Annotated in this window: 27 protein-coding genes; 17 read left to right on the top strand and 10 right to left on the bottom strand. The window is 69.9% G+C overall.

Annotated elements, in window-relative coordinates; all coding sequences use genetic code 11:
• Window positions 1–2 precede the first annotated feature (2 nt).
• Complete coding sequence (locus G7071_RS15670; RefSeq protein ID WP_166320298.1) at window positions 3–1,190, bottom strand: acyl-CoA dehydrogenase family protein; 1,188 nt, start codon at window positions 1,188–1,190, stop codon at window positions 3–5.
• A 45-nt stretch (window positions 1,191–1,235) separates the two neighbouring features.
• Here G7071_RS15670 and G7071_RS15665 point away from each other — a divergent pair, with 45 nt between their 5' ends.
• From G7071_RS15665 to G7071_RS15650, 4 genes are all read left to right on the top strand, one after another.
• Complete coding sequence (locus G7071_RS15665; protein ID WP_166320296.1) at window positions 1,236–2,405, top strand: 3-ketosteroid-9-alpha-monooxygenase, oxygenase component; 1,170 nt, start codon at window positions 1,236–1,238, stop codon at window positions 2,403–2,405.
• The gene (locus G7071_RS15660; protein WP_166320294.1) at window positions 2,405–2,707 is read left to right on the top strand and encodes a hypothetical protein; all 303 of its coding nucleotides are present in this window, start codon (window positions 2,405–2,407) and stop codon (window positions 2,705–2,707) included. Before G7071_RS15665 ends, G7071_RS15660 begins: the two co-directional genes overlap by 1 nt.
• Window positions 2,697–3,785 (top strand): ferredoxin--NADP reductase, encoded by a 1,089-nt coding sequence (locus G7071_RS15655; RefSeq protein WP_166320292.1) that lies wholly within the window; start codon window positions 2,697–2,699, stop codon window positions 3,783–3,785. The genes G7071_RS15660 and G7071_RS15655 overlap by 11 nt, the downstream gene beginning before the upstream one ends.
• A gap of 72 nt (window positions 3,786–3,857) precedes the next feature.
• Entirely contained in the window at window positions 3,858–4,415 is a 558-nt protein-coding gene (locus tag G7071_RS15650; RefSeq protein WP_166320290.1) for a GNAT family N-acetyltransferase, read from the top strand.
• Window positions 4,416–4,484: 69 nt separating this feature from the next.
• Here G7071_RS15650 and G7071_RS15645 read toward each other — a convergent pair whose 3' ends face one another.
• Together G7071_RS15645 and G7071_RS15640 are read right to left on the bottom strand one after the other, a co-directional pair.
• Window positions 4,485–4,973 carry a DUF427 domain-containing protein gene (locus G7071_RS15645; protein WP_246210062.1) on the bottom strand — a complete coding sequence of 163 codons (489 nt, stop codon included), beginning with the start codon at window positions 4,971–4,973 and terminating at the stop codon, window positions 4,485–4,487.
• Window positions 4,974–5,018: 45 nt separating this feature from the next.
• Window positions 5,019–5,945, bottom strand: a complete 927-nt coding sequence (locus tag G7071_RS15640) for a methylenetetrahydrofolate reductase (protein ID WP_166320286.1) — start codon at window positions 5,943–5,945, stop codon at window positions 5,019–5,021.
• A gap of 69 nt (window positions 5,946–6,014) precedes the next feature.
• Between G7071_RS15640 and G7071_RS15635 the strand changes: the two genes are divergently transcribed.
• On the top strand, window positions 6,015–6,506 hold the full coding sequence (locus G7071_RS15635; RefSeq protein ID WP_166320284.1) for a sigma-70 family RNA polymerase sigma factor: 492 nt from the start codon (window positions 6,015–6,017) through the stop codon (window positions 6,504–6,506).
• The gene (locus G7071_RS15630; RefSeq protein WP_166320282.1) at window positions 6,499–7,641 is read left to right on the top strand and encodes a hypothetical protein; all 1,143 of its coding nucleotides are present in this window, start codon (window positions 6,499–6,501) and stop codon (window positions 7,639–7,641) included. The genes G7071_RS15635 and G7071_RS15630 overlap by 8 nt, the downstream gene beginning before the upstream one ends.
• On the opposite strand, the gene G7071_RS15625 is transcribed toward G7071_RS15630, so the two are convergent.
• Entirely contained in the window at window positions 7,595–8,467 is an 873-nt protein-coding gene (locus G7071_RS15625; RefSeq protein WP_166320280.1) for a hypothetical protein, read from the bottom strand. The two genes, G7071_RS15630 and G7071_RS15625, sit on opposite strands and share 47 nt — an antisense overlap.
• 80 nt (window positions 8,468–8,547) lie before the next feature.
• Between G7071_RS15625 and G7071_RS15620 the strand changes: the two genes are divergently transcribed.
• Window positions 8,548–8,940, top strand: coding sequence for a hypothetical protein (locus G7071_RS15620; protein WP_166320278.1), 393 nt, complete (start codon window positions 8,548–8,550; stop codon window positions 8,938–8,940).
• Here G7071_RS15620 and G7071_RS15615 read toward each other — a convergent pair.
• Entirely contained in the window at window positions 8,901–9,296 is a 396-nt protein-coding gene (locus G7071_RS15615) for a DUF6234 family protein (RefSeq protein ID WP_166320276.1), read from the bottom strand. The two genes, G7071_RS15620 and G7071_RS15615, sit on opposite strands and share 40 nt — an antisense overlap.
• A 158-nt stretch (window positions 9,297–9,454) precedes the next feature.
• On the opposite strand from G7071_RS15615, the gene malQ reads away from it, so the two are divergent.
• Genes malQ through G7071_RS15600 form a run of 3 tightly spaced genes read left to right on the top strand, consistent with a single transcriptional unit; the run spans window position 9,455 to window position 11,935 of the window.
• The gene (malQ, locus tag G7071_RS15610) at window positions 9,455–10,879 is read left to right on the top strand and encodes a 4-alpha-glucanotransferase (RefSeq protein WP_166320274.1); all 1,425 of its coding nucleotides are present in this window, start codon (window positions 9,455–9,457) and stop codon (window positions 10,877–10,879) included.
• A gap of 25 nt (window positions 10,880–10,904) precedes the next feature.
• Window positions 10,905–11,339 carry an NAD(+)--rifampin ADP-ribosyltransferase gene (gene arr / locus G7071_RS15605; protein ID WP_166320272.1) on the top strand — a complete coding sequence of 145 codons (435 nt, stop codon included), beginning with the start codon at window positions 10,905–10,907 and terminating at the stop codon, window positions 11,337–11,339.
• A gap of 47 nt (window positions 11,340–11,386) precedes the next feature.
• Complete coding sequence (locus G7071_RS15600; RefSeq protein WP_166320270.1) at window positions 11,387–11,935, top strand: dihydrofolate reductase family protein; 549 nt, start codon at window positions 11,387–11,389, stop codon at window positions 11,933–11,935.
• Window positions 11,936–11,939: 4 nt separating this feature from the next.
• Here the strand turns inward: G7071_RS15600 and G7071_RS15595 are convergent, their stop codons facing one another.
• Complete coding sequence (locus G7071_RS15595) at window positions 11,940–13,400, bottom strand: protein adenylyltransferase SelO (protein ID WP_166320268.1); 1,461 nt, start codon at window positions 13,398–13,400, stop codon at window positions 11,940–11,942.
• A 57-nt stretch (window positions 13,401–13,457) separates the two neighbouring features.
• On the opposite strand from G7071_RS15595, the gene G7071_RS15590 reads away from it, so the two are divergent.
• The gene (locus G7071_RS15590) at window positions 13,458–13,859 is read left to right on the top strand and encodes an SRPBCC family protein (protein WP_166320266.1); all 402 of its coding nucleotides are present in this window, start codon (window positions 13,458–13,460) and stop codon (window positions 13,857–13,859) included.
• Window positions 13,860–14,270: 411 nt separating this feature from the next.
• Window positions 14,271–14,954, top strand: a complete 684-nt coding sequence (locus tag G7071_RS15585; RefSeq protein ID WP_166320264.1) for a GAF and ANTAR domain-containing protein — start codon at window positions 14,271–14,273, stop codon at window positions 14,952–14,954.
• A gap of 27 nt (window positions 14,955–14,981) precedes the next feature.
• Here the strand turns inward: G7071_RS15585 and G7071_RS15580 are convergent, their stop codons facing one another.
• The 4 genes from G7071_RS15580 to G7071_RS15565 form a co-directional block, all read right to left on the bottom strand.
• Complete coding sequence (locus G7071_RS15580; RefSeq protein WP_166320262.1) at window positions 14,982–15,356, bottom strand: PaaI family thioesterase; 375 nt, start codon at window positions 15,354–15,356, stop codon at window positions 14,982–14,984.
• A gap of 124 nt (window positions 15,357–15,480) precedes the next feature.
• Window positions 15,481–17,046 (bottom strand): peptide chain release factor 3, encoded by a 1,566-nt coding sequence (locus G7071_RS15575; protein ID WP_166320260.1) that lies wholly within the window; start codon window positions 17,044–17,046, stop codon window positions 15,481–15,483.
• 48 nt (window positions 17,047–17,094) lie between these two features.
• Complete coding sequence (locus G7071_RS15570; RefSeq protein ID WP_206062828.1) at window positions 17,095–17,772, bottom strand: MBL fold metallo-hydrolase; 678 nt, start codon at window positions 17,770–17,772, stop codon at window positions 17,095–17,097.
• Window positions 17,766–18,482, bottom strand: a complete 717-nt coding sequence (locus G7071_RS15565; protein WP_166320258.1) for a maleylpyruvate isomerase family mycothiol-dependent enzyme — start codon at window positions 18,480–18,482, stop codon at window positions 17,766–17,768. Before G7071_RS15565 ends, G7071_RS15570 begins: the two co-directional genes overlap by 7 nt.
• Window positions 18,483–18,613: 131 nt before the next feature.
• On the opposite strand from G7071_RS15565, the gene uvrA reads away from it, so the two are divergent.
• The 5 genes from uvrA to G7071_RS15540 are packed head-to-tail and all read left to right on the top strand — an operon-like array spanning window position 18,614 to window position 26,006.
• On the top strand, window positions 18,614–21,664 hold the full coding sequence (gene uvrA, locus G7071_RS15560) for an excinuclease ABC subunit UvrA (RefSeq protein ID WP_166320256.1): 3,051 nt from the start codon (window positions 18,614–18,616) through the stop codon (window positions 21,662–21,664).
• Between the two features lie 9 nt (window positions 21,665–21,673).
• Window positions 21,674–22,126: a Rieske (2Fe-2S) protein gene (locus G7071_RS15555; protein ID WP_166320254.1), complete on the top strand. Its 453-nt coding sequence runs from the start codon at window positions 21,674–21,676 to the stop codon at window positions 22,124–22,126.
• 30 nt (window positions 22,127–22,156) lie between these two features.
• Window positions 22,157–24,148 carry an excinuclease ABC subunit UvrC gene (uvrC, locus tag G7071_RS15550; RefSeq protein ID WP_166320252.1) on the top strand — a complete coding sequence of 664 codons (1,992 nt, stop codon included), beginning with the start codon at window positions 22,157–22,159 and terminating at the stop codon, window positions 24,146–24,148.
• Window positions 24,149–25,015, top strand: coding sequence for an RNase adapter RapZ (rapZ, locus tag G7071_RS15545; protein ID WP_166320250.1), 867 nt, complete (start codon window positions 24,149–24,151; stop codon window positions 25,013–25,015). It begins immediately after the preceding gene.
• A gap of 7 nt (window positions 25,016–25,022) precedes the next feature.
• On the top strand, window positions 25,023–26,006 hold the full coding sequence (locus G7071_RS15540; protein ID WP_166320248.1) for a gluconeogenesis factor YvcK family protein: 984 nt from the start codon (window positions 25,023–25,025) through the stop codon (window positions 26,004–26,006).
• Window positions 26,007–26,013: the final 7 nt, after the last annotated feature.

The raw sequence follows: 26,013 nt of genomic DNA, 5'->3' as shown, positions 1-26,013 counted from the left end.
CCCTAACGCTTCGCTGCCGGCAGGCCGAGGCCGGCATAGCCGATGATGTCGCGCTGGATCTCGTTGGTGCCGCCACCGAAGGTCATCACCAGCGCCGAGCGGTGATAGCGCTCGAGCCGCCCGGCCAGCACAGCGCCTTCGCTCTCGCCCGTGACCGCTGCCAGTGGACCGACCACCTCCATCAGCGCCCGATAGACCTCGGTCGCGAGCTCGGAGCCATAGACCTTGGTCGCGCTGGCGACCGCGGGGGACAGGTCCTTGCCGGCGTCGGCGCTGGCGGCGATGTTCCAGTTGAGCAGGGTCAGCATCTCGATCCTCGCGTGGGCGCGCCCGAGCAGGATCTGCACCCATTCCTGGTCGATCACCCGTCTGCCGTCGGCGATGCGGGTGGCTGCGGCCCAGTCGCGCACCAGCTGGAGCGAATGGGTCAGCGGTGCGCTGGACGTGAGGGCCACGCGCTCGGCGTTGAGCTGGTTGGTCATCAACGACCAGCCGCCGTTGAGCTCGCCGACCAGGTTGGTGGCCGGCACCCGCACGTCGTCGAAGTAGGTGGCGCTGGTGTGCACCCCGGCCACGGTGTGGACCGGGGTGTAGGAGAACCCGGGGGAATCGGCGGGCACCAGGATCATCGACAGTCCCTTGTGGCGGGGCAGGTCGGGATCGGTGCGACACGCCATCCAGATCCAGTCGGCGTACTGGATCAACGAGGTCCACATCTTCTGTCCGTTGATCACCCACTCGTCGCCCTCACGGTCGGCGCGCGTCTTCAGCGACGCCAGGTCGGTGCCGGAGCCGGGCTCGGAATAGCCGATGGAGAAGTGGAGGTCGCCGGCCAGGATCTTGGGCAGGAAGTGGTCCTTCTGCTCGTCCGTTCCATAGCGCATGATCGTCGGTCCGACGGTGTTGAGCGTCAGGTAGGGGATCGGCACCCCGGCGACGGCCGCGACGTCGGTGAAGATCAGCTGCTCGATCGTGGAGCGGTCCTGGCCGCCGTACTCCCGAGGCCAGCCGATGCCGAGCCAGCCGTCGCTGCCGAGCTGGCGGATGACCTCCTTGTAGGTCTCGACGTCGCCGAACTCGCCCGTCGCCATCGACAGGGCGCGGCGCCGCTCGGGAGTGACGAGGGCCTGGAAGTAGTCCCGCAGCTCAGCTTGGAGGGCGAGGTGCTCGGGGGACAGGGCAACCTGCATGGGCCGAGACTAGAACGTGTTCTCGTTCTAGTCCATAATGAACCCATGAGTGACACTCGCATGCTCGACACCGGCACCGCCCCCGAGCGCTTCGCCCGCGGCTGGCACTGCCTCGGCCGTGCCGCCGACTTCCGCGACGGCAAGCCCCACTCGGTGGAGGCCTTCGGCGGCAAGCTGGTGGTGTGGTCCGACACCCAGGGCAACGTCAACGTCCTCGACGGCTACTGCCGCCACATGGGCGGCGACCTGACCCAGGGATCGGTCAAGGGCGACGAGATCGCCTGCCCGTTCCACGACTGGCGCTGGGGCGGCGACGGGAAGTGCAAGGCGATCCCGTATGCCCGCCGGGTGCCGCTGCGAGCCCGCACGGTCCGCTACGAGTCGGTGGTCCGCAACGGCCTGCTGATGGTGTGGCACGACGTCGAGGGCGGCGCCGCCGACCACGAGATCCTGCCGCCCGAGCTCGAGGGCATCGGCACCGACCGCTACACCGACTGGACGTGGAACGTCCTCGACGTCCCCAACGCCCACTGTCGCGAGATCGTCGACAACGTGGTCGACATGGCTCATTTCTTCTACATCCACTTCGCGTTCCCGACCAACTTCCGCAACGTGTTCGAGGGCCACATGGCCACCCAGTTCATGGAGTCGACGGGTCGTCCCGACATGGCCGGTGAGGGGTATGGCGACGAGGACCTCATCCTCAAGTCCGAGGCGACCTACTACGGCCCGTCCTTCATGGTCAACTGGCTCGAGACCGACTACAAGGGCTTCCTGACCAAGGTCATCCTGATCAACTGCCACGTGCCGACGGGGCCCAACTCGTTCAAGCTGCAGTACGGCCTGTGCGTGGAGAAGCCCGAGGGCCTCGACGACAAGACGGCGACCTACATCTCCAAGAAGTACTCCGACATGTTCGGTGACGGCTTCATGCAGGACGTCCACATCTGGCTCAACAAGGCGCCGGTGCAGAACCCGCTCCTGTGCGAGGAGGACGGCCCTGTCTACCAGCTGCGTCGCTGGTACGAGCAGTTCTACGTCGACAGGGCCGACGTCACCGACGAGATGACCGAGCGCTTCGAGTTCGAGGTCGACACCACCAAGGCCAACGAGTTCTGGCGCGCCGAGGTCGAGGAGAACCTCGCCCGCAAGCAGGCCGAGGACCGTGCTGCTGGCGAGGGCGTCCCCGCGCCCACCGCCGGTGGCGGCGTGTGATGGCCTACATCCTCCCGACCAGCCCGGACACGCTCGAGGACCAGCGTCTCTACACACGGGCGCGGCTGACCGAGGTCGCGTGCCTCGACTGCCTGGCCCGCGTCGGGGTGAAGAAGAACTCCGAGCACCACACCTCGATCCAGTGGAGCTCTGGGTCCCTGGCCGAGTGCGCGGAGTTCCGTCGTCAGGACCAGCAGCCCGGCGGGCGTAGTGTTCACCAGTCGTGCCCGCGCATGCAGGCGAGCATCGACGCTGCCGTGCGCGACGGCGAGCTCACGATCGGAGCCCAGGATGGATACTGACTCGTTCTTCCTCGAGGTGACCGAGGTCGTCCGCGAGACCGAGGACGCCTCGTCCATCGTCTTCTCGGTCCCCGACGAGGCTGCCGATCTCTTCGCGTTCGCGCCCGGGCAGTTCCTGACCCTCGGGGTGCCTTCGGAGGAGACGGGCCTGGTCGCGCGCTGCTACTCGATCTGCACCCCACCCGGCGAGCCCCTGACCGTCACGGTCAAGCGGACGGTCGGCGGCTATGCGTCGAACTGGCTCAACGACAACCTCAGGGCAGGCGACCGGGTGCGGGTGCTGCCGCCGTCGGGGATCTTCACGCCGAAGGACTGGAGCGCCGACCTGCTGCTCTTCGCCGGGGGTTCGGGGATCACGCCGATCCTCTCCATCGTCCGTACGGCGATGCGTGACCACAGCGGACGCGTCGTGCTCTTCTACGCCAACCGCGACGAGCGGTCGGTCATCTTCGCCGAGGCCCTCACCGCGCTCGCCGCCGAGCACCCCGGTCGTCTGCAGGTCTTCCACTGGCTGGAGTCGGTCCAGAGCCTGCCGAGCGAGGCCCAGCTGCGCGAGTTCGCGAGCGCATACTCCTCCTGGACCAGCTATTGCTGCGGCCCGGCGCCGTACATGTCGGCCGTCTCCAACGCGCTGCGCGCGCTCGACTTCCCCCGCGCCCGCCGCCACCAGGAGAAGTTCGTCAGCCTCGGCGGCAACCCGTTCGGCGACGTCGAGGAGGTCCTCGCCGCCCAGGCCAGCCTGGCCGAGGCCGACGACGCCGACGAGGCCGACGAGGCGCCGCCCGCCGGCCCGACCGGACCGGTGAAGGTCGAGGTCGAGCTCGATGGCGAGCAGCACGTCTTCGATGACTGGCAGGCGGGGGAGAAGCTGCTCGACTTCCTGGAGTCGAAGGGCGTCAAGGCGCCGTACTCCTGCCGGGAGGGGGAGTGCTCAGCCTGCGCGATCCGGTTGGTGTCGGGCGAGGTCACCATGCTGCGCAACGACGTGCTCGATGCCGAGGACCTGGCTGAAGGCATCCGGCTGGGGTGCCAGTCGGTGCCTGCGTCCGAGGAGACGGTGAAGGTCAGCTACAGCTGACCGGCAGCGTCGGTCGGCCACCGCACGGCGCGAGCGCAGCGGCAGTGCGCGAACAGCAGCGACACTGGGTGCATGACGGACGACGAGTTCACGCAGCTGCGCACGCCCAGGCTGCATCTTCGCCGCTTCCGGGCGTCCGACATCGAGACCTTCGCCAGGTACAGGTCGGACCCGGCCGTGGCGCGGTACCAGGGGTGGGATGCGCCGTACCCCATCGAACATGCCACGGAATTCGTGACCACCATGGCGACGGCGCCCACCGATGTGCCCGGGGACTGGCTGCAGATCGCGATCGCCCGCACCGGGGACGGTGCACTGGTCGGAGACTGTGCGTTTGCGTCCCAGGCACATGATGAGAGGACGGTCGAGATCGGGTTCACCGTCGCTCCTGAGCATCAGGGAGTCGGCTACGCGCGCGAGGCCGTCTCGCTGCTGCTGCGCTTCTTGTTCGGCCACCTCGACAAGCATCGCGTGACTGCCTCGTGCGACTCCCGCAACGTCCCCTCGGCCAAGGTGCTGGCTGCCGTGGGAATGCGCCGGGAAGGTCACCTTGTCGAGAGCACCTGGGCGAAGGATGAGTGGACCGACGACCTCCTCTTCGCCATCCTCGAACGCGAGTGGATGAGCTGAGGACTCACTGACGAGCCCGGGCGCAAGCGGAACGCAAGGCGATCGCAGGGTCCGGGGCAGTCGCCCGCCCTACCAGCCGACGGTTCCCGCTGCCCCCTTGAAGGGGCCAGTCACCTTGCTGGTGATCCAGCCGCCATAGAAGTCGCCCTGCTGGGCCAGGACAGTCTCACCATCGACCGTGCACCGATCCATCCGACCGGGATAGAACGCGACGTGGTCGACGAGCGCCTCGTAGCCCGAGGTGGGTTGGGGGTAGTGCCAAGCTGCCCGGGGAACCACCCGACCGCTGGGGCAGACCACATCGAAGTACGACGCAGATCCCTTGAACTCGCACCACGTCGTCCCGGGGACCGGCCTGAGCAAGCCGGGACGGACGGCGTCGCCGGGGACGTAGTAGACGGGTGGATGCGTCGTCTCCAGCACCCGCAGGGATTGCCGGGTGTCGGCCACCACCTCGCCATCCAGCTCGATGACCACGCGCTCGCGCGACGGGACCAGGGCCGGGGGCCGGGGGTAGTCCCACACGGACTCTGTCGCTCGATCGACGTCGTCACTCACGGGCCCATCATTGCTCGGGGCTGCAACCTGGCAGCCCCCCATCACCTAGTCCTGGCGGTGCAGCTCGCCCCGCAGGTGGCCTGCGAGGTCCACCGATGCCTCGATCTCGTCGCGTCGGCTGGAGACGCTCTCGACATTGAGCCCGAACGGCACGCCGAGGCGGCGACAGTAGGCCATCAGCTCCCGAGCAGCGGTCAGGGCGTACTCGAAGGACGCCTCGAGGGTGTCGTCCGCGTGCAAGAGCTCGTTCTCGATCCAACGCGGCACGTCCACGCCCAGCCACCTGAGGAAGTCGAGCGTCTTCGTGGAGCCGCACACCGAGAAGGTGAAGACGATCGGCGCCGGGGACACACCGTGCGCGAGGCACTCGTAGCGATAGTCCGAAACGAGGTTCTTGGCGGCAGTCACGTCGTAGACCACCTGCGTGACGAAGAAGGAACAACCAGCGGCCTGCTTCCGCAGCAGGCGCAGGTGCTCATCGCCACTTCGTGCATGCCGCTCAGGGATGGCGACCCCGCCGAGGAGAAGGTCGGGGCGCGTCTGCGCTCGCAGGGTCAGCGCACGCCCCAAGGAGGTGGTGACCGGCTTGTCCCGCGAAGCCGCCCCGACGAACACCGACAGCCGGCGGGCGGGATCCTGGGCCCGCAGCCATGACTCGAGGTCAGCCTCGGCGTACTTCCCGACAGCCCTGTAGACCACGACGGGGATGTTCCCGACGTCGAAGTAGCGCGACAAGTAGTCGGCCGGGTCCATCGTCGGCAGGAACGGGAACGGGCGCTCGTGCGGGTTGCGGTCACTCTCGTCGTCGATGTCATAGAGGACCAGGCCGTCCACTTCCAGGGACTCCAGGCGCTTCACCGTGATGTCGGCGATCTCCTGGGCCCGTTCCGGCGAGGCAGTCTGGCGCGGTGGAGTCAGGGCGAAGAGCAGGAACTCGCCCCGGCCGTCGATGATGCGTTGCTGCAGCTCCACCTGCGGACCGTAACGCGTTGCAACCTGGCGGGCTCCTGAGGCGTATCTAGCATGAGACAGGGAGGCCTCATGGAAGCCGATGAGTTCGACGCCTTGTACACGATCGCGTTCAGCAGGCTCGTGAATCAGCTCTATGCCCTGGTCGGGGATCGCGAGGAGGCGCGAGACTGCGTCCAGGAGGCCTTCGTCCGGGCGTGGTCGCGTCGCCGCGAGCTCGACGGCTCCGGCTCTCCCGAGGCCTGGGTGCGCCTGACGGCATACCGTCTGGCGGTCAGCCGTTGGCGTCACACAGTCCGTTCCCGCCGCAGTCCAGACCGAGCGCTGCAGCCCGTTCGCAGCGAGCCACCCCCTGACGAGGCGAGGATCGAGCTGATGCGGGCGCTGAGCCAGCTGCCGGTGGAACAGCGGCACGCGCTGGTGCTCCACCATCTCTGCGACCTGCCCGTCGCCGAGGTCGCCGTCGTGGTCCGCGCCCCCGTGGGCACCGTCAAGGCCCGTCTGTCGCGGGGCCGGGCGACGCTGCACTCATTGCTGGCCGAGGAGGGCGCCCGCCATGTCTGACATCTTCGCTCCGCTGCGCGACCCTGACCAGGTGTCCTCGCTTCCTCCTGCGGAGGTCCGTCGCCGCGGGGACAGGTTGCGTCGTCGCCGTGCCGGGCTGGTCCTCGTCGGTACGGCGTTCGCCGCAGCGACGCTCGTGGGAGGCCTGTCCCTGCTTCTGGGTGAGCCGCCGAGCTCCGACTCGGGTCCGGTCGACTCGCCGGGTGTCGAGTCGCTGATCCCGCCGCAGCTCGACCTGGCGTCCGGGATGTCACGGATTCCCGAGCGCCCCACGGCCCACCCCGGTGCACTGAAGCTCTTGGTCTGCGGCGAGACGTCCGCGTTCGCCGAGGGTGCGATCGCCCACCAGTTCGTGAGGGTGTCCCAGGGAAGCGACCTGAGTGCCCGCGGACTGAGTGTCTATCCGGACGCGAGCACGGCGGAAGCGGCTGCCGCCGGCCTCGCCGCCGAGTTCAGGGGCTGCCCGCGCTTCACCGACGAACGGGGTCGCACGTGGACCACCACCGTGCGGTGGGCGCCGGAGCACGGTGAGCCGGGGTGGGTGGTGACGCGCGACGGAGACGGCCCCGGGACCAGGGCGGACTTCCCGGACGTCGTCCAGATCGTCCGCCTCGGACCCAACCTGCTCGTCGTCCAGGAGCGTGAGGTGCACGGGGTTGCGATGGAGGACCTGGCTCGCTGGGTCCGCACCCAGGTCGGCTGGCTGATGGATCGGCAGATGTGCACCATGACCGAGGAGGGGTGCGCCTGGCGCGACGATCCCGACGTCCTGCAACCCGAGGGTTGGGGACCGCTACGACTGGGCAGGTCGTCGGAGGACCTCGATCCGAGCGTCGAGGTGGATTCCAGCGACGCGGGGGAGTGCACCACGGCCGAGGTCGCGGCCGGCACGGGGTGGTTCTCGGGGTCGGGCCGGCTGGTCAGCATCGAGGTCCCGCGGGATGTGACGACTCCAGACGGTATCGGTGTGGGAGCCGGTCGGGAGCAGGTCCTCGACACCTATCCCTTCGAGGAGGTGAGTGGTCCCGTGGTCCTTGTCAGGGCGTCTGCCACCGCTGACTACGAGCTCACCTTCACAGCTGACCGGGTCACTCGGCTGAGGCTGGTGGACGTCGGCTACGACTGCTCCGACTGAGCGCCACTGGATCAGCCACCACGCCGCCCCGCGGGCCTGCCTCGCCCGCGCGCACGACGAGCCGCCAGCTCACGACGACCACGAACGCAACGGCCCACCCGATCAGCGCCAGGCCCCCTGCCTCGCCGGCGCTCCCGGCATGGCCCGGATAGGCGCCCGACCAATAGCCGAACCAGCCGGCGGCGACTGCCACACACCCGGCACTCGCAGCCGCACCCGACCATCGAGCACGTATGCCGACAGCGACCGCCACGGCGGCGGCAGCCACGGCGAGCGCCATCGCTGCCTGCGTGGGCCAGTGGTCGATGCCCCAGGTGTCGTCGTCGAGCGGAGGTCGCCGCTGACGGAACCCCGCGACCATGTCGACCGCGAACAGCACTGCCGGCGGAACCGAGCCCACCGCCAGCACGCCGACCCACGGATCGGGTCTCCGGCTTCGCCGTACGACGAGATGCCTCGGGCGCCCGTGGGCCAGCGCCACGACGGCCCAGCAGCTCAGGGCGAGCAGCACCGCCGGAGCCAGCTGGATCCACGACCCGGCAGCGACCGCGGTCCCTGCCAGGCTCGCAGCCACGATGGCGAGCTGGACGACCGGCATCACCAGCGTCGGCCGCACCACCAGCACGACGAACGCGGCGCTGACCAGGAACGTGTAGAGAACGCCCCACCCGGTCTCCAGGAGATAGGCCTCATGGAACCCGAACGTCTCCTGCACCGGCACCAGCAGGTCGATGACACCGAAGAACAGCAAACCCCAGAAGAGCGCCGATGCGGCCGCGACGCCGCGAACCGCAGGTTGCCGTCCATCCCGGGTCGTCCACCTCACAGGGATCAGGGTGCTCCACCGGTCGCTGGATGGGAAGACTGGCCTGTCGGTGACCGATCCCGGTGCCTACGGTGGTTGTCATGAGCGATCTCGACGCCGTGGAGGCTCGGATCTGGAGCCTGCTCGCTTCCTATCGTGAGGAGCTCGAGGAGGCGACCATCTATGGGATGCCGTCCCTGCGCTGGCCCGGCTCCGGCGCGCACGACTACTTCGCGGCCGTGAAGCGGAGCTCCAGCAAGGTCAGCCTGTACGCGATCGCCGTCGACGCCTGGCCGCAGACGCTCGAGGCGTGCTCTGAGCGGTTCCGGGCACGTCGTACCGGCAAGGCGACCTTCTCCTTCCCGTCACTGGACGACGAGATGGCGATCGAGCTCGAGGCGTTCCTGACGCGCCTCTATGCGGCGTACCGCGCGCACCACGTGGCCCGTGCCCCTCAGCCGCCCACGCACTCGTCGCTGCCGCCGCCGGAGTGACACACCGAGGCGCCGCGGTCAGGCTGCTCGCGCGGCTCCGGGGTGCGGTCCGGCTGGTCGACCTGTCCGGGCTCGGAGACCGAGAACAGCAGGGCCAGGACCAACCCCATGGCAGCGACGAGGGAGTGCCAGGCAAGCGCTCGCCTTCCCCCGCGACGGTGTGCGGCAGCGAGCGCCGCGATGCTCGAGACTGCGAGCACCCCCACGAGGACCCAGTACTGGCGCACGTTCTCGGGGTGGATGACGGCCCGCTCACCGAAGAACGCGAGGCGGACCGCGAAGTAGAGCACAGGGAACAGCGCTGCTGCTCCCCCGCCAGCAGCGAGGCGACGACTTCGAGGGTGACTGCCTGCCACGAGACGCGGTGTTCGGTCGTCTCCATCGGTCTGCCTCCGCCTTCGCCAACGAGCAACGGCCTGATCATGACGGATCGACCGCCGTGGGCGACAGAGTTCCGATACTCCGTGTCCCGAACCGCTCGGCTACGCTCGCTCCTTTCCGATGAAGGAGTGAGATGCGCGAGCAGGACCTGCCGTTCGACCGGCGTCGGGCGGGCGTCCTCCTGCACGTGACGTCGCTGCCCGGAGGTCCGGTGCCCTCGGGCACGAGCACGGGCGACCTCGGCGACGAGGCCTACAGGTTCGTCGACTTCCTCGCCGCCGCGGGCTGCTCGGTCTGGCAGGTGTTGCCGCTGGTGCCGACCCACCCGGGCGACGGCTCGCCCTACAACGCGCCCTCCGCGATGGCCGGCAACACGGCCTTGATCAGCCGCCGGCACCAGTCCGCCCACGGGCTCGAATCTGCAGCGGCGCTCGACGAGCGTCAGCAGGACGCGTTCGGGGCGTGGTGTGTCGCCCAGGCCGACTGGCTGGCGCCGTACGTCGAGTTCATGGCCATCCGCGAGACGCAGGACCTCGCTGCGTGGCAGTCCTGGCCCCAGCCCCTGCGGGACCGCGAGCCGGCGGCCGTCGCCGAGGTGGTCGCTCCGCTCGCCGACCGCGTGCAGGCGCTGCGCTTCGAGCAGTGGGTCTTCGCCGTGCAGTGGGAGCGGCTGCGCGACTACGCCGCGTCCAAGGGCGTGCTGCTCTTCGGCGACCTGCCGATCTTCGTGTCCCTCGACAGTGCCGACGTGTGGGCGTCGCGGGAGTCGTTCCAGCTCGACGAGCAGGGCCACCCGTTCACGGTGGCCGGGTGCCCTCCCGACTACTTCGCCGCCGACGGTCAGCGTTGGGGCAACCCCCACTACGACTGGGACGCCATGGCCGCGGACGGGTTCGGCTGGTGGCGCCGCCGGATCGCGCGCCAGCGTGAGCTGTTCGACCTCGTGCGCATCGACCACTTCCGGGGCTTCGAGGCGGCCTGGCACGTGCCCGCCGAGGCGGAGACCGCCCGCGAGGGGCAGTGGGTCCGCGGCCCGGGTGCCGACCTCCTCTCCGCCCTGGTCGAGACCGCCGGGGCCGGGTCGCTCGTCGCGGAGGACCTCGGAACCATCACCCCGGAGGTCGAGGCGCTCCTGGCCCAGTTCGGCCTGCCGGGGATGAAGGTCCTGCAGTTCGCCTTCGACGGTGAGCGCGACAACCCCTATCTGCCGGCCCGTCACGGCGAGCAGAGCGTCGTCTACACCGGGACCCACGACAACGACACCACCCTGGGCTGGTGGGAGCAGCTGGACGAGGAGAGCCGCGAGCGCGTCCGCTCCAGCCTCGCCGACCCCACGGAGCCGATGCCCTGGGCGTTGGTCCGGCTCGCCCTGCAGTCGACCGCACGGCTCAGCGTCATCCCGGCCCAGGACCTGCTCGGCCTCGGCAGCGAGGGTCGGATGAACACGCCCGGCACCGCGGACGGCAACTGGGACTGGCAGGCGCCGGCCGGAGCCTTCGACGACGAGCTCGCTGCCCGGGTCCGGGACCTCGTGGCCGCGGCTGATCGGCTCGTCTGAGCCCGCCGCGGCCTAGGCTGGCGCCGTGAGTCCTGGCCGCAAGCCCGTGCCGTTCGAGGCCTTCGAACCGGGCGTCCTCCTCCACGGCACCAAGGCGGACCTCGCGGTCGGCGACCTGTTGGTGCCCGGACGCGAGTCGAACTTCGAGGCGGGCCGGCTGATGAACTACGTCTACTTCACCGGCACCCTCGACGCCGCGACGTGGGGCGCAGAGCTCGCGGCCGGGCCGGGCCGCGGACGCATCTACCTCGTCGAACCCACCGGCGCGTTCGAGGACGACCCCAACCTGACGGACAAGAAGTTCCCGGGCAACCCGACCCAGTCGTTCCGCTCGCGCGAGCCGCTGCGCATCGTGGGGGAGCTGGTCGACTGGGTGGGTCACCCGCCCGAGACGCTGCAGGCCATGCGGGACGGGGTCGAGGCCTTGCAGGATCGGGGCGCGGCGCCGATCGAGGACTGACCCTTCGAGGGGGTGTCGGACAGCTTGTGCACCGCTAGCCTCGTCGGGTGCGACCTCTTCGCTACTCCATCAACGTCACGCTGGACGGTTGTTGCGACCACCAGGCCATCCCTGCCGACGAAGAGCTGCACCGCCGCGCAGCCGACAGCCTCGGGCGGGCCGACGCGCTTCTCTTCGGGCGCGTGACCTACGAGATGATGGAAGAAGCGTTCCGGCCGCCGGCGTCGGCGACCGGCAGGCCCGACTGGATGGAGCCCTTCGCCCGGACCATCACCGAGGCCAGGAAATATGTCGTGTCGAGCACGCTGGACCTCGTCGACTGGAACGCAGAGCTCGTGCGCGGAGACCTCGGCGACGCCGTCCGGCGGCTCAAGGACGAGCCCGGCGAGGGTCTGTTCACCGGGGGAGTGCGGCTCCCGATGGCGCTCGCCGAGCTGGGACTGATCGATGAGTACGAGTTCGTGGTGCATCCCAGGATCGCCGGGCACGGGCCGTCGTTGTTCGCGGGGCTCTCGGCACACGTCGAGCTGCGGCCCGTGGGCCGAGAAGAGCTCGCTTCCGGGGCGCTGGCCCTGCGCTACGAGCCTCGGCGCTAGCCCCTCAGGTGCCGCAGAAGGTCTGGTAGTCGACGAAGTCGTCCGGAGCAGGGGCCGCATAGAGCTCGAGCCCAGGCCTTTCGTCGTATGGCGCCGAGACCGCCTCCAGCAGCCGCTGGAGGGGGCCCAGGTCACCCGCCGTCGCGGCTGCGAGCGCTTCCTCGACCAGGTGGTTGCGCGGGATGTAGACCGGGTTGGCGAGCGCCATACGCTCCGCGTCCGGGCCGACCGGGCGCCACCGCGCGAGCCACCCGTCGACCTCCGCGAGGTCGAGGAACAGGCGGCGCAAGGGCTCTGCGTCGCCGGCCGCGGCCGGCCGCAGGGCACGGAAAGCCGTCGTGTGGTCGACCCGGCTGCGCTGGAGGAGCGCCAGCAGGTCTGTGACCAGCCCACCCGCCACGTCGTCCGACAAGCCCGGGGGCAGCCCGAGCTTCGTGCGCATCCCGGCGGCCCACGCGTCGCCGTACTGCGGACGGAAGGCGCCGAGCGACGCCACCGCGAGCTCGACGGCGCGGTCCTGGCTCTCGTCGATCAGCGGCAGCAACGACTCGGCGAGCCGGGCGAGGTTCCACTCGGCGGCCACGGGCTGGTTGGCGAACGCGTAGCGGCCCGCATGGTCGATCGAGCTGAAGACCGTCGTGGGGTCGTAGGCGTCCATGAACGCGCACGGACCGTAGTCGATCGTCTCGCCCGAGATCGTCATGTTGTCGGTGTTCATCACGCCGTGGATGAAGCCGACGAGCATCCACTGCGCGACCAGGGACGCCTGCGCCGACACCACGGCGTCGAACAGCGCCAGCGCCGGCAGCTCCGAGTCCGCAGCGGCGGGGTGGTGGCGGTCGATGGCGTGGTCGACCAGCCGCCGCATCAGGTCGAGGTCGCCGATGGTGGCTGCGTATTGGAAGCTGCCGACGCGCAGGTGGCTGCTGGCGACCCGGGCCAGCACCGCGCCCGGCAACGGGGTCTCGCGCTGGACGGTCCGGCCGGTGGCCACCACCGCCAGGGAGCGCGTCGTGGGGATCCCGAGGGCGTGCATCGCCTCGCTGATGGCGTGCTCGCGCAGCATCGGGCCGAGAGCGGCGAGCCCGTCGCCGCCGCGGGCGAACGGTGTGCGCCCCGAGCCCTTCAGGTGCAGGTCGCGCAGTCGGCCGTCAGCGTCGGCGAGCTCACCGAGCAGGAGCGCTCGGCCGTCGCCGAGGCGCGGGGAGAAGCCGCCGAACTGGTGCCCCGCATAGGCCTGGGCGACGGGTGTCGCGCCGTCCGGGACGCGGGTGCCGGTCAGCAGCCCGACGCCGTCGGGACTGCGCAGCCAGTCCGGGTCCAGGCCCAGGTCGTCGGCGAGATTCTCGTTGAGGACGACCAGCCGCGGATCCGGCGCCGGCTCGCCCCGCCACGGCACAGACAGCTCTGCCAGATCGGTGGCGAAGTGGCTGTGCAGGGCGACCTGGACGGGGGTGAGGCTCACCCGTCGAGCCTACGTCCGGACCCGAGGGCGCCCGGACTCGTCGGCTACGTTCAGGCCATGGGCCCCAGCTCGCGACACATCAGCATCGTGGTCGAGCGCCCCGCGTCCGAGGTGTACGACTTCGCAGCCGACCCGCTCAACCTCCCGCAGTGGGCCGCTGGCCTGGCCGACGCCGAGGTCACCCGGGTGGGCGACAGCTGGGTCACCGAGTCGCCGATGGGTCCGGTCTCGTTCACGTTTGCCCCACCCAACGGCTTCGGGGTCCTCGACCACGACGTCACGCTGCCGTCCGGGCAGGTCGTGCACAACCCGCTCCGGGTCATCGCCGACGGCAGCCGCTGCGAGGTGGTCTTCACCCTCCGCCAGCGACCCGAGACGAGCGACGAGGAGTTCGAACGTGACGCCGACGCCGTCGCCCGTGACCTGACCGCGCTGAAGTCCGTCGTCGAGACCCGCTGAACTACGACCCCGGCATCACGACCGGCTCGCAGACGCACCCGTCGCCGCACGCGAGGAAGGTGTGCGCCCCATGCCCACACCTTCCGCACGGCATGTCGTGCGACAGGTGGACGTCGTTGGTCTGCACGGTGTCCCACATGGTCGTTCCTCCCTGTGTGATCGGTCTCACCACGTGTTCGGGGCCGCCGGCACCAACGACGGGTCGATCGCCGAAGAACTTGGGCGGGCGTGAAGCCCACGCACGGCAGCGGCGTGGCTGTCATCGACCCGGAGACGGCGGACGCGGGCTCGCGACTTCCTGAGCCTGAGCACGGCTGGACCCCTCGAGTTCGGCAGCCACCGGACCCGGCCTCGACGCCGTCGCTGACGGCACGCGACGCGCAGGGCCGGTCGGCGAAGTACGGTTGCCCGGTGGCAAACACTGAATTCCTCGACCTGAGCCGTCGGCTGCGTGCGGCGCTGACGCCGGCCGACCTCGACGCGACCCTCGCCAACATCACGGCCGCGGCCGTCGAGGTCCTGCCCGACGTGCGTTACGCAAGCATCACCATCAGGCACGCGGACGACCGCCTCGAGACGGCCGCCCCCACCGACGACCTGATCTGCGACCTGGACGCGGCGCAGTACGAGCTGCGCGAGGGGCCCTGCTACCATGCCTCCACCGACAGCGTCCACGTCACGGGACCGCACCTGGCCGCGGATGCGCGCTGGCCACGCTATGCGCCGGTCGCCGTGTCCGCCGGCGTGCTGGCCCAGGCCGGCATCCGGCTCTTCGACGCCGAGAAGTCCAAGGGCGCGCTCAACCTCTATTCCGAGAAGGAGGGCGTGTTCGGCGACCTCGACGCCCTGGGTGAGCTGTTCAGCCACCAGGCGGCCATGGCCATCGACTACGCCCGTGAGATCACCCACCTGCAGCAGGCCGTCCAGACCCGTCAGGTCATCGGTCAGGCCGTCGGCGTGGTCATGCACAAGTACGCGATGGACGATGCCCGCGCCTTCGCGTTCCTGACCCGCCTGTCGTCCAACAGCAACACCAAGCTGCGGATCGTGGCCGAGCGGCTGCTGGAGGAGACCAGCGACGACCGCTCGCTCTGAGTCGACGCCGCGAGGACCACTCGACGCTCAGCCGTCGACCAGCGCGAAGGTGGCCAGCGCGTGCACCAGCGAGGACCCCTCCTGCTCCACGTCGCCCTCGCAGACGGTGAGGTTCTCCCCGCGCTTGCTGACCCTGGCCGTGACGACGAGCCGCCCCGGCTGGCCCGGTCGCAGGTAGGTGAGGGTGAGCTGGCTGGTCACGGGAGTCTCGCCGTCGGTGGTGCTGGCGATCGCTGCGCCCATCGTGGTGTCCACCAGGGTGGCGAGCAGGCCGCCGTGAACTGTGCCGGCGTCGTTGAGGTGTCGTTCGTCAGCGTCGAGGGTGAGCGTGGCCGTGCCGTCGGCTGCCTCGGGGGCATGAGCGCCGATCAGCGCGATGAATCGCTGGGAGTGGTCTGTCATGCCGGCCCAGTACCCACGTGACCGCTGCGGATGAAGTTCCACGCGCACGCGTGGAAGTTCGGGCGGCGAGCGCCGTACCGGGCCGAAGTTCCACGCACCTGCGTGGAAGTGCAGCGCCCGTCGCTCAGTTCCCGCCCGCCGGCAGCTCCTCGAGCATCACATCGGGGTTGTCCCGGGCCGTCACCTTGGCGCGCCACTGGTCGACGAACAGCGCCAGCCGCGTGCCGTCGCTGCGTTCCAGGACCTCCACCCCACGGATCCCGGCCAGCGCCGCGGCTCCGGCTGCGTCGGTGCGCCGGGCGACCTGGTAGTCGAGGCGCGCCAGCCGGATGGGCGAGTTGAACTCGTTGGTCATCCGGTCCTCGACCACCTCGAACTGCATCGGTCCGACTGCCGCCAGGACGGGGCTCTGGTCGCCGCGCAGGTCGGAGCGCAGCACCTGGACCACGCCCTCCTGGTCGAGCTGCTCGATGCCGCGCCGGAACTGCTTGTAGCGGCCGATGTCAGCGGCGCTGGCGGTGACGAAGTGCTCCGGGGCGAAGCTGGGCACCGGCGGATATTCGATCGGGTCACCGACATAGACCGTGTCGCCGACCCGCAGCGACTGGGCGTTGACGAAGCCGATGATGTCGCCCGGCTCGGCGGTCTCCACCGAGGTCGTCTCCCGCCCGAACACCGCCTGCGCGAACTTGGTCGCGAAGGGCCGGCCGGTGGTGGCGTGCGTGACGACCATGCCGCGTTCGAACGATCCGGAGACCACGCGCGCATAGGCGAGTCGGTCGCGGTGGGCGTTGTTCATCCCCGACTGCACCTTGAAGATGAAGGCGCTGAAGTCGTCACGGACGTGGCGCACCGAGCCGTCGACGCCCTCGGTCGGGCTCGGGTCCGGCGCCAGGTCGAGGAGCAGGTCGAGCAGCTGCGCGACGCCGAAGTTCTGCAGCGCCGAGGCGAACATCACCGGGGTCGTCTCGCCGGCGAGGAAGCGCTCCTGGTCGTGGTCGGCCTCGTCGAGGCTGAGCAGCTCGTGCTCCTCGACCGCATCTGCCCACAGGGCCGCGTCGTTCTCCTCGACCTGTCCGGACGCCAGCCGCTGCTCGGGAGCCCTCGTGGCGCCACCCGCGGTGCGGGTGTACTTCACGAACTCGCCCGTCCGGCGGTCCAGGACCCCCCGGAAGTCACCGGCCTCGCCCACCGGCCAGGTCAGGGGAGTGGGCCGGAGCTTGATCTTCTCCTGGATGAGGTCCATCAGCTCGAGGGCGGACAGCCCGGGACGGTCCCACTTGTTGATGACCGTGATCACCGGGATGCCGCGGAGCGCACACACCCGGAAGAGCTTGAGGGTCTGCGGCTCCAGCCCCTTGCCCGCGTCGACCAGCATCACGGCGGAGTCGACGGCCGACAGCACGCGATAGGTGTCCTCGGAGAAGTCGCTGTGGCCGGGGGTGTCGACCAGGTTGATCACGTGGTCGCGATAGACGAACTGCAGCGCGGCCGAGGTGATCGAGATGCCACGGGCCTTCTCCATCGCCATCCAGTCCGACACCGTGGCGCGCCGGTCGCCCTTGCCGTGGACTGCTCCGGCCTCGTTGATCACCCGCGCGTGCAGCGCCAGTGCCTCGGTGAGGGTCGACTTGCCCGCGTCCGGGTGGCTGATGACGGCAAAGGTACGGCGGGGGCGACTGTCAGGCACCGCCCGAATCTACCGGTCAGGTGGCCCGACCCCCGCTTCGCCGACGGATCACCAGCCCCGCTCGCGCCACTCCGCGAGGTGCGGCCGCTCGGCGCCGAGGGTGGAGTCACCGCCGTGACCGGGGTAGAACCACACGTCGTCCGGCAAGGCGTCGAAGACCTTGCTCTCGACCTCGTCCATCAGCTGCACGAAGGCGGCTTCGTCGCCGAACGTGTTGCCGACCCCACCGGGGAAGAGCGAGTCACCGGTGAAGAGGTGGCCGGGGCCGTCCGGGTCGGACCAGAGCAGGGCGATCGACCCGGGGGTGTGGCCGGCCAGGGCGATGACCTCGAGCTCGCACGCACCGACGGCCACCCGGTCGCCGTGCGCCACGCGCCGGTCGACGGAGACGCCGGTCTGCTCGGTGATCGCGTCGGCGTCGGGAGCCCCCGCGACGACGGCTGCGTCCGGGTGTGCGGCCTTCACCTCGGCCAGGGCTCGGTGGTGGTCCCAGTGCTGGTGCGTGGTGATGATCGTCGTGAGCGGCTGGTCGCCGATCAGGGACAGCAGCGTCGCAGCGTCGGACGCCGCGTCGATCAGCACGACCTCGCCGGTCTTGTCGCATCGGAGCAGGTAGCAGTTGTTGGACATCTCCGGGTCGACCGCGACCTTGGTGATGCCGAGGCATCCCGCCGATCGGGTCTGTGGTTCGCCGCCGGGGGACACGTCGCCTGTGTAGGTCACCATGGCTCGATCGTAGGCAGGACGCCCGAGTCGGACACCAGTCCGGCGCCGTCCCCGCGCCCCGTCAGCCACCAGCCCAGCTCGTGGGAGGGACCCCGGACGGTGACCTCGGGCTTGCCCTCACCCAGGTCCCAGTCCTGGTCGAGGTCGTCGGCGTGGACGTGGAACGGCGCCGACCAGACACGATGACCGGCGTAGTCGATGAGCGACGACGAGAACTGGGGCGACCAGTCGGCGTGCGTGTAGGCCAGACCCAGGTCCGCGTGGTGGATGTCGACCTCGCGCAGACGCATGAGCACGGTCGAGCGTGCGCGGATGACCTGCCCCCCGGGCGTCCGGCTGAACGTCGTCGCCCACCTGTCCGGGGGCAGGCTGGCCACCTGGTCGTCGAAGAGCGTGACCGTCTCGATGACCCTGTCGCGGATGACGGCCGGGGCTGCGGCGCCGAGGTCGGCGATGTCGCGATCACGCCTGTCCTGCGACTCATACATCGGCGTACCGGCCCCGGAGGCGATGCCCGCCAAGGCACCGGCCAGGGCCTCGGCGTTCAGGGCGAGGTGGGCGAGCACGTGGCCGACCGACCAGCCCGGGAGGAGCGACGGCCTCGTGAAGGTGGCGTCCTCGAGGGCCTCGACGGTCGACACCAGCCGCTGGTTGGCGCCGTCCAGCAGCTGGAGGTGAAGGGGATAGGGAGGCCGCGCGCGCTGGGTCATGGCCCCAGTCAACACACCCGAAGGGCTGCTGTGCGACCCCCGTAGGATCGACGCTGACCGCGTGGCGGGTTGCATCCGACGCCTGCGTGACGAACACTTGTTCGAACAGCCTTCTCGACGCAAGGACGACCGTGATCGACCAGCTCATCATCCGGGGCGCCCGGGAGCACAACCTCAAGGACGTGTCCCTCGACCTGCCCCGCGACTCCCTGATCGTGTTCACGGGGCTGTCGGGCTCGGGCAAGTCGAGCCTCGCGTTCGACACGATCTTCGCCGAGGGCCAACGGCGCTACGTCGAGTCGCTGTCGGCATACGCGCGCCAGTTCCTCGGCCAGATGGACAAGCCCGACGTCGACTTCATCGAGGGCCTGTCACCGGCCGTCAGCATCGACCAGAAGTCGACCAGCAAGAACCCCCGCTCCACGGTCGGGACGATCACCGAGGTCTACGACTACCTCCGCCTGCTCTATGCCCGCGCCGGTCGCGCCCACTGCCCGGTCTGCGGGTCGCCGATCGAGCGGCAGACCCCCCAGCAGATCGTCGACAAGATCCTGGCGCTCGAGGAGGGCGCCCGGTTCCAGGTCCTCGCGCCGGTCATCCGCGGTCGCAAGGGTGAATACGTCGACCTGTTCCGCCAGCTCCAGACCCAGGGCTTCTCCCGTGCGCGCGTCAACGGCGAGACCCACACGCTCGACGAGCCGCCCAAGCTCGACAAGCAGAAGAAGCACACGATCGAGGTCGTCGTCGACCGGCTGGCCGTCAAGGAGAGCTCGAAGCGCCGGCTCACCGACTCGGTCGAGACCGCGCTCAACCTCGCCGGCGGCATGGTCATCTTCGACTTCGTCGACCTCGAGCCCAAGGACCCCGCTCGCGAGCTGAAGTTCTCCGAGCGGATGGCGTGCCCCAACGAGCACACCATCGACACCGACGAGCTCGAGCCGCGCTCCTTCTCCTTCAACTCCCCGTTCGGCGCCTGCGGACAGTGCAGCGGCCTCGGCACCCGGATGGAGGTCGACCCCGAGCTGGTCGTCCCCGATGCCGGTGCCACGCTCGGTGAGGGCGCGATCCAGCCGTGGAGCCACGCCCACGTCTCCGACTACTTCCTGCGGCTGATGAACGCCCTCGGCGAAGAGATGGACTTCGACCTCAACACGCCCTGGGAACGGCTGCCGGCGAGGGCCAGGACGGCCATCCTCGACGGACACAAGACCAAGGTCCACGTCGTCACCCGCAACCGCTACGGCCGTCAGCGTTCCTACTACGCAGCCTTCGAGGGCGTGCGCCCCTACATCGAGCGCCGCCACAAGGAGGCCGAGACCGACACCAGCCGGGAGCGCTTCGAGGGCTTCATGCGCGAGGTGCCCTGCCCGGCGTGCGAGGGCAGCCGCCTCAAGCCGGTCTCGATGGCGGTGACGCTGGGCGCCAAGGACAGCCCCACCGGCACCGGCGGCCTCAACATCGCCCAGGTCTGCCGGCTCCCGATCAACGAGGCGGCCGACTACCTGCGCAACCTCGACCTCTCGGTGCGCGAGAAGCAGATCGGCGAGCGGGTGCTCAAGGAGATCCAGGAGCGCCTCAACTTCCTGCTCGACGTCGGCCTCGACTACCTCTCCCTCGACCGCCCCTCGGGGTCGCTCTCGGGTGGTGAGGCGCAGCGGATCCGGCTGGCCACCCAGATCGGCGCCGGCCTCGTGGGGGTCCTCTACGTCCTCGACGAGCCATCGATCGGGCTCCACCAGCGCGACAACCACCGCCTGATCGAGACCCTGGTCCGGCTCAAGGACCTCGGCAACACGCTGATCGTGGTCGAGCACGACGAGGACACGATCAAGGTCGCCGACTGGGTCGTCGACATCGGCCCCGGCGCCGGCGAGCACGGCGGCCAGGTCGTCCACTCCGGCACCGTCCAGGGCCTCCTCGACCACCCCGACTCGATGACCGGTCAATACCTCAGCGGCCGTCGGGAGATCCCGGTGCCCGCCGTACGCCGACCGCGGACCGTCGGCCGAGAGCTGACCGTCCACGGCGCGCGCGAGCACAACCTGCGCGACATCGACGTGACGTTCCCGCTCGGGGTGTTCTGCGCCGTGACCGGCGTCTCCGGCTCGGGCAAGTCGACCCTGGTCAACGACATCCTCTACACCTCGCTGGCCAAGCAGATCTACAACGCGCGCACGATCCCGGGCCGGCACACCAAGATCACCGGCACCGAGTACGTCGACAAGGTCATCCACGTCGACCAGTCGCCCATCGGCCGCACCCCGCGGTCCAACCCGGCGACCTACACCGGGGTCTTCGACCACGTCCGCAAGCTCTTCGCCTCCACCCCCGAGGCGAAGATGCGCGGCTATCTCCAGGGCCGCTTCTCCTTCAACGTCAAGGGCGGCCGGTGCGAGGCCTGCTCCGGCGACGGCACGATCAAGATCGAGATGAACTTCCTGCCCGACGTCTATGTCCCCTGCGAGGTCTGCCACGGGGCGCGCTACAACCGCGAGACGCTCGAGGTGCACTACAAGGGCAAGACCATCGCCGAGGTCCTCGACATGCCGATCGAGGAGGCGCTCGACTTCTTCGGGGCCGTGCCGGCGATCGCTCGGCACATGAAGACGCTGGTCGAGGTCGGGCTGGGCTACGTCCGGCTCGGACAGCCGGCGACGACGTTGTCGGGTGGTGAGGCACAGCGGGTCAAGCTGTCGAGCGAGCTGCAGAAGCGTTCGACCGGCCGGACCGTCTACGTCCTCGACGAACCCACCACCGGGCTCCACTTCGAGGACATCCGCAAGCTGCTGCTGGTGCTCGGTCGACTCGTCGACCAGGGCAACACGGTGCTGGTGATCGAGCACAACCTCGACGTCATCAAGACGGCCGACTGGCTGGTCGACATGGGCCCCGAGGGCGGCTCGCGCGGTGGCATCGTCGTCGCCGAGGGGACCCCCGAGGACGTCGCGGCCAACGCCGACAGCCACACGGGGACCTTCCTGGCCCCGTTGCTGGAAGGGCGGTCTGCGAAGCAGCCGACCCGTCGGGTCCGGCCGAAGGCGGAGCCCGACCTGCGGCCCCCCACCAAGAAGGCGGCCGCGGCGGCGAAGAGGGCGGCCGCCAAGAATGCGACAGCCACGAAGGCGGCAGCGAAGAAGGTGGCAGCGAAGAAGCCGGCCAAGACGACTACGACCAAGAAGTAGTCTCAGGACATGACTTCTGCACTCAACCGGCGCCTCGTCCTGGGCGGCGCGACCGCGGCCGCCGTCGGCCTTCCCGTCCTGAGCGCCTGCGCCAGCGACGACCCCCAGACGGCCAGCGACCCGGGAGCATCAGACCCGACCAGCTCGTCGGGTGACGACGAGACGGCCGGGGGAGGCGAGTCCATCGCCACCACCGCCGACGTCCCGGTCGGTGGCTGCGCGGTCTTCAGCGACCAGAAGGTCGTCATCACCCAGCCCAGCGAGGGTGACTTCAAGGCGTTCAGCTCGACCTGCACCCACCAGGGCTGCTCGGTCAGCGCCGGCAGCGACGGCGTCATCCCCTGTCGCTGCCACGGCAGCCAGTTCTCGCTCGAGGACGGCTCCGTGGTCTCGGGCCCGGCCACCGCCCCACTGGACGCGGTGGAGATCACGGTCGAGGGAGACAGCATCTCCCTGGCCTGAGGTGTCGGTGCCGCCTCGTAGGGTTGGAACGTGCCGTCCCCTGCCAGCTATCGCCCCTCACCTGGCTCGATCCCCACGTCTCCGGGGGTCTATCGGTTCCGCGACGCCAAGGGCCGGGTCATCTATGTCGGCAAGGCCAAGAGCCTGCGACCGCGGCTGTCCTCCTACTTCCAGGACATCGCCAACCTGCACCCCCGCACCGCCTCGATGGTCACCTCGGGCGCGAGCGTCGAGTGGACGGTGGTCAAGACCGAGGTGGAAGCGCTCCAGCTCGAATACAGCTGGATCAAGGAGTTCGACCCCCGCTTCAACGTCAAATATCGTGACGACAAGTCCTATCCCTGGCTGGCGGTCACCCTGGGCGACGAGTTCCCGCGGGTGATGGTCGGGCGGGGCGCCAAGCGCAAGGGCACCCGCTACTTCGGCCCCTACGGCCATGCCTGGGCGATCCGCGAGACCGTCGACCTGCTGCTGCGGGTCTTCCCGATGCGCTCGTGCTCCAACGGGGTCTTCAAGCGCTCCGCCCAGATCGGCCGTCCGTGCCTGCTGGGCTACATCGACAAGTGCGCCGCCCCCTGCGTCGGCAACGTCACCCCGGCCGAGCACCGTGCGATCGTCGAGGACTTCTGCGACTTCATGGCCGGCAACACCTCGGCGTTCGTCAAGCGCATCGAGAAGCAGATGTATGCCGCCTCCGAGGCCCAGGACTTCGAGAAGGCGGCCAGGCTCCGTGACGACCTCGGAGCCCTCAACAAGGCGCTGGAGAAGCAGGCCGTGGTGCTCGGGGACGGCACCGACGCCGACATCATCGCGCTCGCCGAGGACCCGCTCGAGGTCGCCGTGCAGATCTTCCACGTCCGCGGCGGCCGGATCCGTGGCCAGCGCGGCTGGGTGGCCGACCGCACCGACGAGGGCGCCACCCCCGAGCTCGTCCAGGACTTCGTCCTCCAGCTGTATGGCGGGGATTCGGAGTCGATCCCTCGCGAGATCCTGGTCCCCGCCCTCCCGCCCGACGCCGGTGTGCTGGAGGAGATGCTCAGCGAGCTCCGGGGCAGCCGGGTCGTGATCCGGGTTCCCCAGCGCGGCACCAAGCTCGCGCTCCAGGAGACGGTCGCCAACAACGCCAAGCAGTCGCTGGTGCTCCACAAGACCAAGCGGGCCAGCGACCTGACCACCCGCAACCGCGCGCTGGAGGAGATCCAGCAGGCGCTGTCGCTCGACGAGGTGCCCCTGCGCATCGAGTGCTACGACGTCTCCAACCTCCAGGGCACCGAGGTCGTCGCCTCGATGGTCGTCTTCGAGGACGGGCTCGCGCGCAAGGGCGAATACCGCCGCTTCGTGATCAAGCCGGAGGCGGGGGAGACCACCGTCGGCCAGAACGACGTGGCCCACATGCACCAGGTCATCACCCGCCGGTTCCGACGGCTGCTCGACGAGCAGGCCCGGTCGGAGGCGGTCTCGACCGACTCCGGTCCGATGCTGGTCGACCCGGAGACCGGCCGCCCCCGGAAGTTCGCCTATGCCCCCGGCCTGGTGGTCGTCGACGGCGGCGCGCCCCAGGTCGCAGCCGCCCAGCAGGCGCTCACCGAGCTCGGCATCACCGACATCGCGGTGTGTGGGCTGGCCAAGCGGCTCGAGGAGGTCTGGCTGCCGGCCGAGGAGGACCCGGTGATCCTGGCCCGGACCAGCGAGGGCCTCTATCTCCTGCAGCGGATCCGCGACGAGGCCCACCGCTTCGCCATCGGCCACCACCGCTCGCGGCGCTCCAAGACCATGGTCGAGAGCCTGCTCGACGACGTCCCGGGCCTGGGGGAGGTCCGCCGCAAGACCCTGCTCAAGCACTTCGGGTCGCTCAAGAAGCTCCGAACGGCCGACGTCGCGGAGATCGCGATGGTGCCGGGGATCGGGCCGCGCACGGCAGAGTCGATCAAGGCGGCCGTGGCGACCGCTGACTCGACCGGCAAGAATGCCACCACGCCGCGGGTCAACACCGCCACCGGCGAGATCATCGAGGAGGACTGAATGGAGCCCCACCCCGGCGAGCTCGTCATCGTCACCGGCATGACCGGCGCGGGCCGCAGCACAGCGGCCAAGGAGCTGGAGGACCTCGGGTTCTTCGTCGTCGACAACCTCCCCCCGACCCTGGTGCGCGACGTCGTCCGGCTGGTCGACGACTCCCGTGGGGTCACGCAGCCGATCGCGGTCGTCGTCGACGTACGCTCCGGCTCGTTCTTCGACTCCCTCCAGGCCAACCGCCACCAGGGCGTGACCGGGCGCCCGACCACGCTGCTCTTCCTCGAGGCGACCGACGACGTCCTCGTGCGCCGCCAGGAGGCCGTCCGCCGACCGCACCCCCTCCAGGGCAGCGGCCGCCTGCTCCACGGCCTGCAGCGCGAGCGCGACGTGCTCGCGGACGTCCGGGGCGACGCCGACGTCGTCATCGACACCACCAACCTCAACGTCCACCAGCTCACCGACCGGATCGCCGAGCAGTTCGGCACCCCCGAGTCGACGCGCCTGAAGGTCACGGTCGTCTCCTTCGGGTTCAAGTACGGCATCCCGGTCGACGCCGACTTCGTGGCCGACATGCGGTTCTTGCCCAATCCCCACTGGGTGCCCGAGCTCCGGCCGCGCACCGGGCGCGACGAGGAGGTCGCCGACTACGTGCGGACGCGTCCCGGAGCGGAGACCTTCCTGGCCCAATTCGTCCCGCTGCTCGAGAACGTCGCCCAGGGCTACCTCACCGAGGGCAAGCGCTTCATGACGGTGGCCGTGGGCTGCACCGGCGGCAAGCACCGCAGCGTGGCCATGACCGAGGAGATCGCGGCTCGGCTGCGCGCCGACGGCTTCGACACGCGCGCCAGCCACCGCGACCTCGGGCGGGAATGACGCGCCGATGGCTCGCGACACCGCCCAGTCCGCCGTCGCCCTCGGGGGTGGCCACGGGCTCTTCGCCTCCCTCAGCGCGCTGCGCCACCTCGTGGCCGACCTGACCCTCGACGAGCTCACGGCGGTCGTCACCGTCGCCGACAACGGTGGGTCGTCCGGTCGCCTGCGCGGCGAGTTCGGCGTGCTGCCGCCCGGCGACCTCCGGATGGCGCTCGCCGCCCTGTGCGGCGACGACGAGTGGGGCCGCACCTGGGCCGACGTCGTCCAGCACCGCTTCGACGGCGAGGGGGAGATGCGAGGACACGTCGTCGGCAACCTCCTGATCGTCGGCCTCTGGGAGCTGATGGGTGACCCGGTCCGGGCGCTCGACTGGGTCGGCCGGCTGCTGGGCGCCCGCGGGCGGGTGCTGCCGATGGCCATCACCCCGATCGACATGACCGCGGAGGTGCGCGGGGTGGAGCCGGGTGCTCCCGACGAGGTCACGACCGTGCGCGGCCAGGTCGAGGTCGCGACCACGACGGGCGAGATCGTCTCGGTCGCCCTCGACCCTCCCGGCCCCCAGCCCTGCTCGGAGGCAGTCGACGCCGTCATGTCCGCCGACTGGGTCGTCCTGGGGCCGGGCTCCTGGTTCACCTCGGTGATCCCGCACCTGATGGTGCCCGAGCTGCGTCAGGCGCTGGTGGACACCTCGGCGGGCCTCGTCGTCGTGCTCAACCTCGCGCCGCAGGAGGGCGAGACACCCGGCTACGAGCCCGAGGACCTCCTCGCAGCGCTCTTCGAGCACGCGCCAGACCTGAAGATCCACACGGTGCTCGCCGATGTCCGCAGCGTCACCCGGCCCGAAGCGCTCGAGCAGGCAGTGGGCAGCATGGGGGCGGAGCTCTGCCTGGCCGACATCGCCGCGGAGGACGGATCCGTTCGACACGACCACGACAAGCTGGCCGCCGCCTTCGAGACGATCATGGGGGGGATTACGGCCCGTGGTGATTGACGTTCGT

It is taken from the genome of Nocardioides piscis, from assembly GCF_011300215.1.
Classification (GTDB): domain Bacteria; phylum Actinomycetota; class Actinomycetes; order Propionibacteriales; family Nocardioidaceae; genus Nocardioides; species Nocardioides piscis.
Note: the sequence above shows the minus strand (reverse complement) of the source record. Positions and strands in the feature narration are given on the sequence as shown.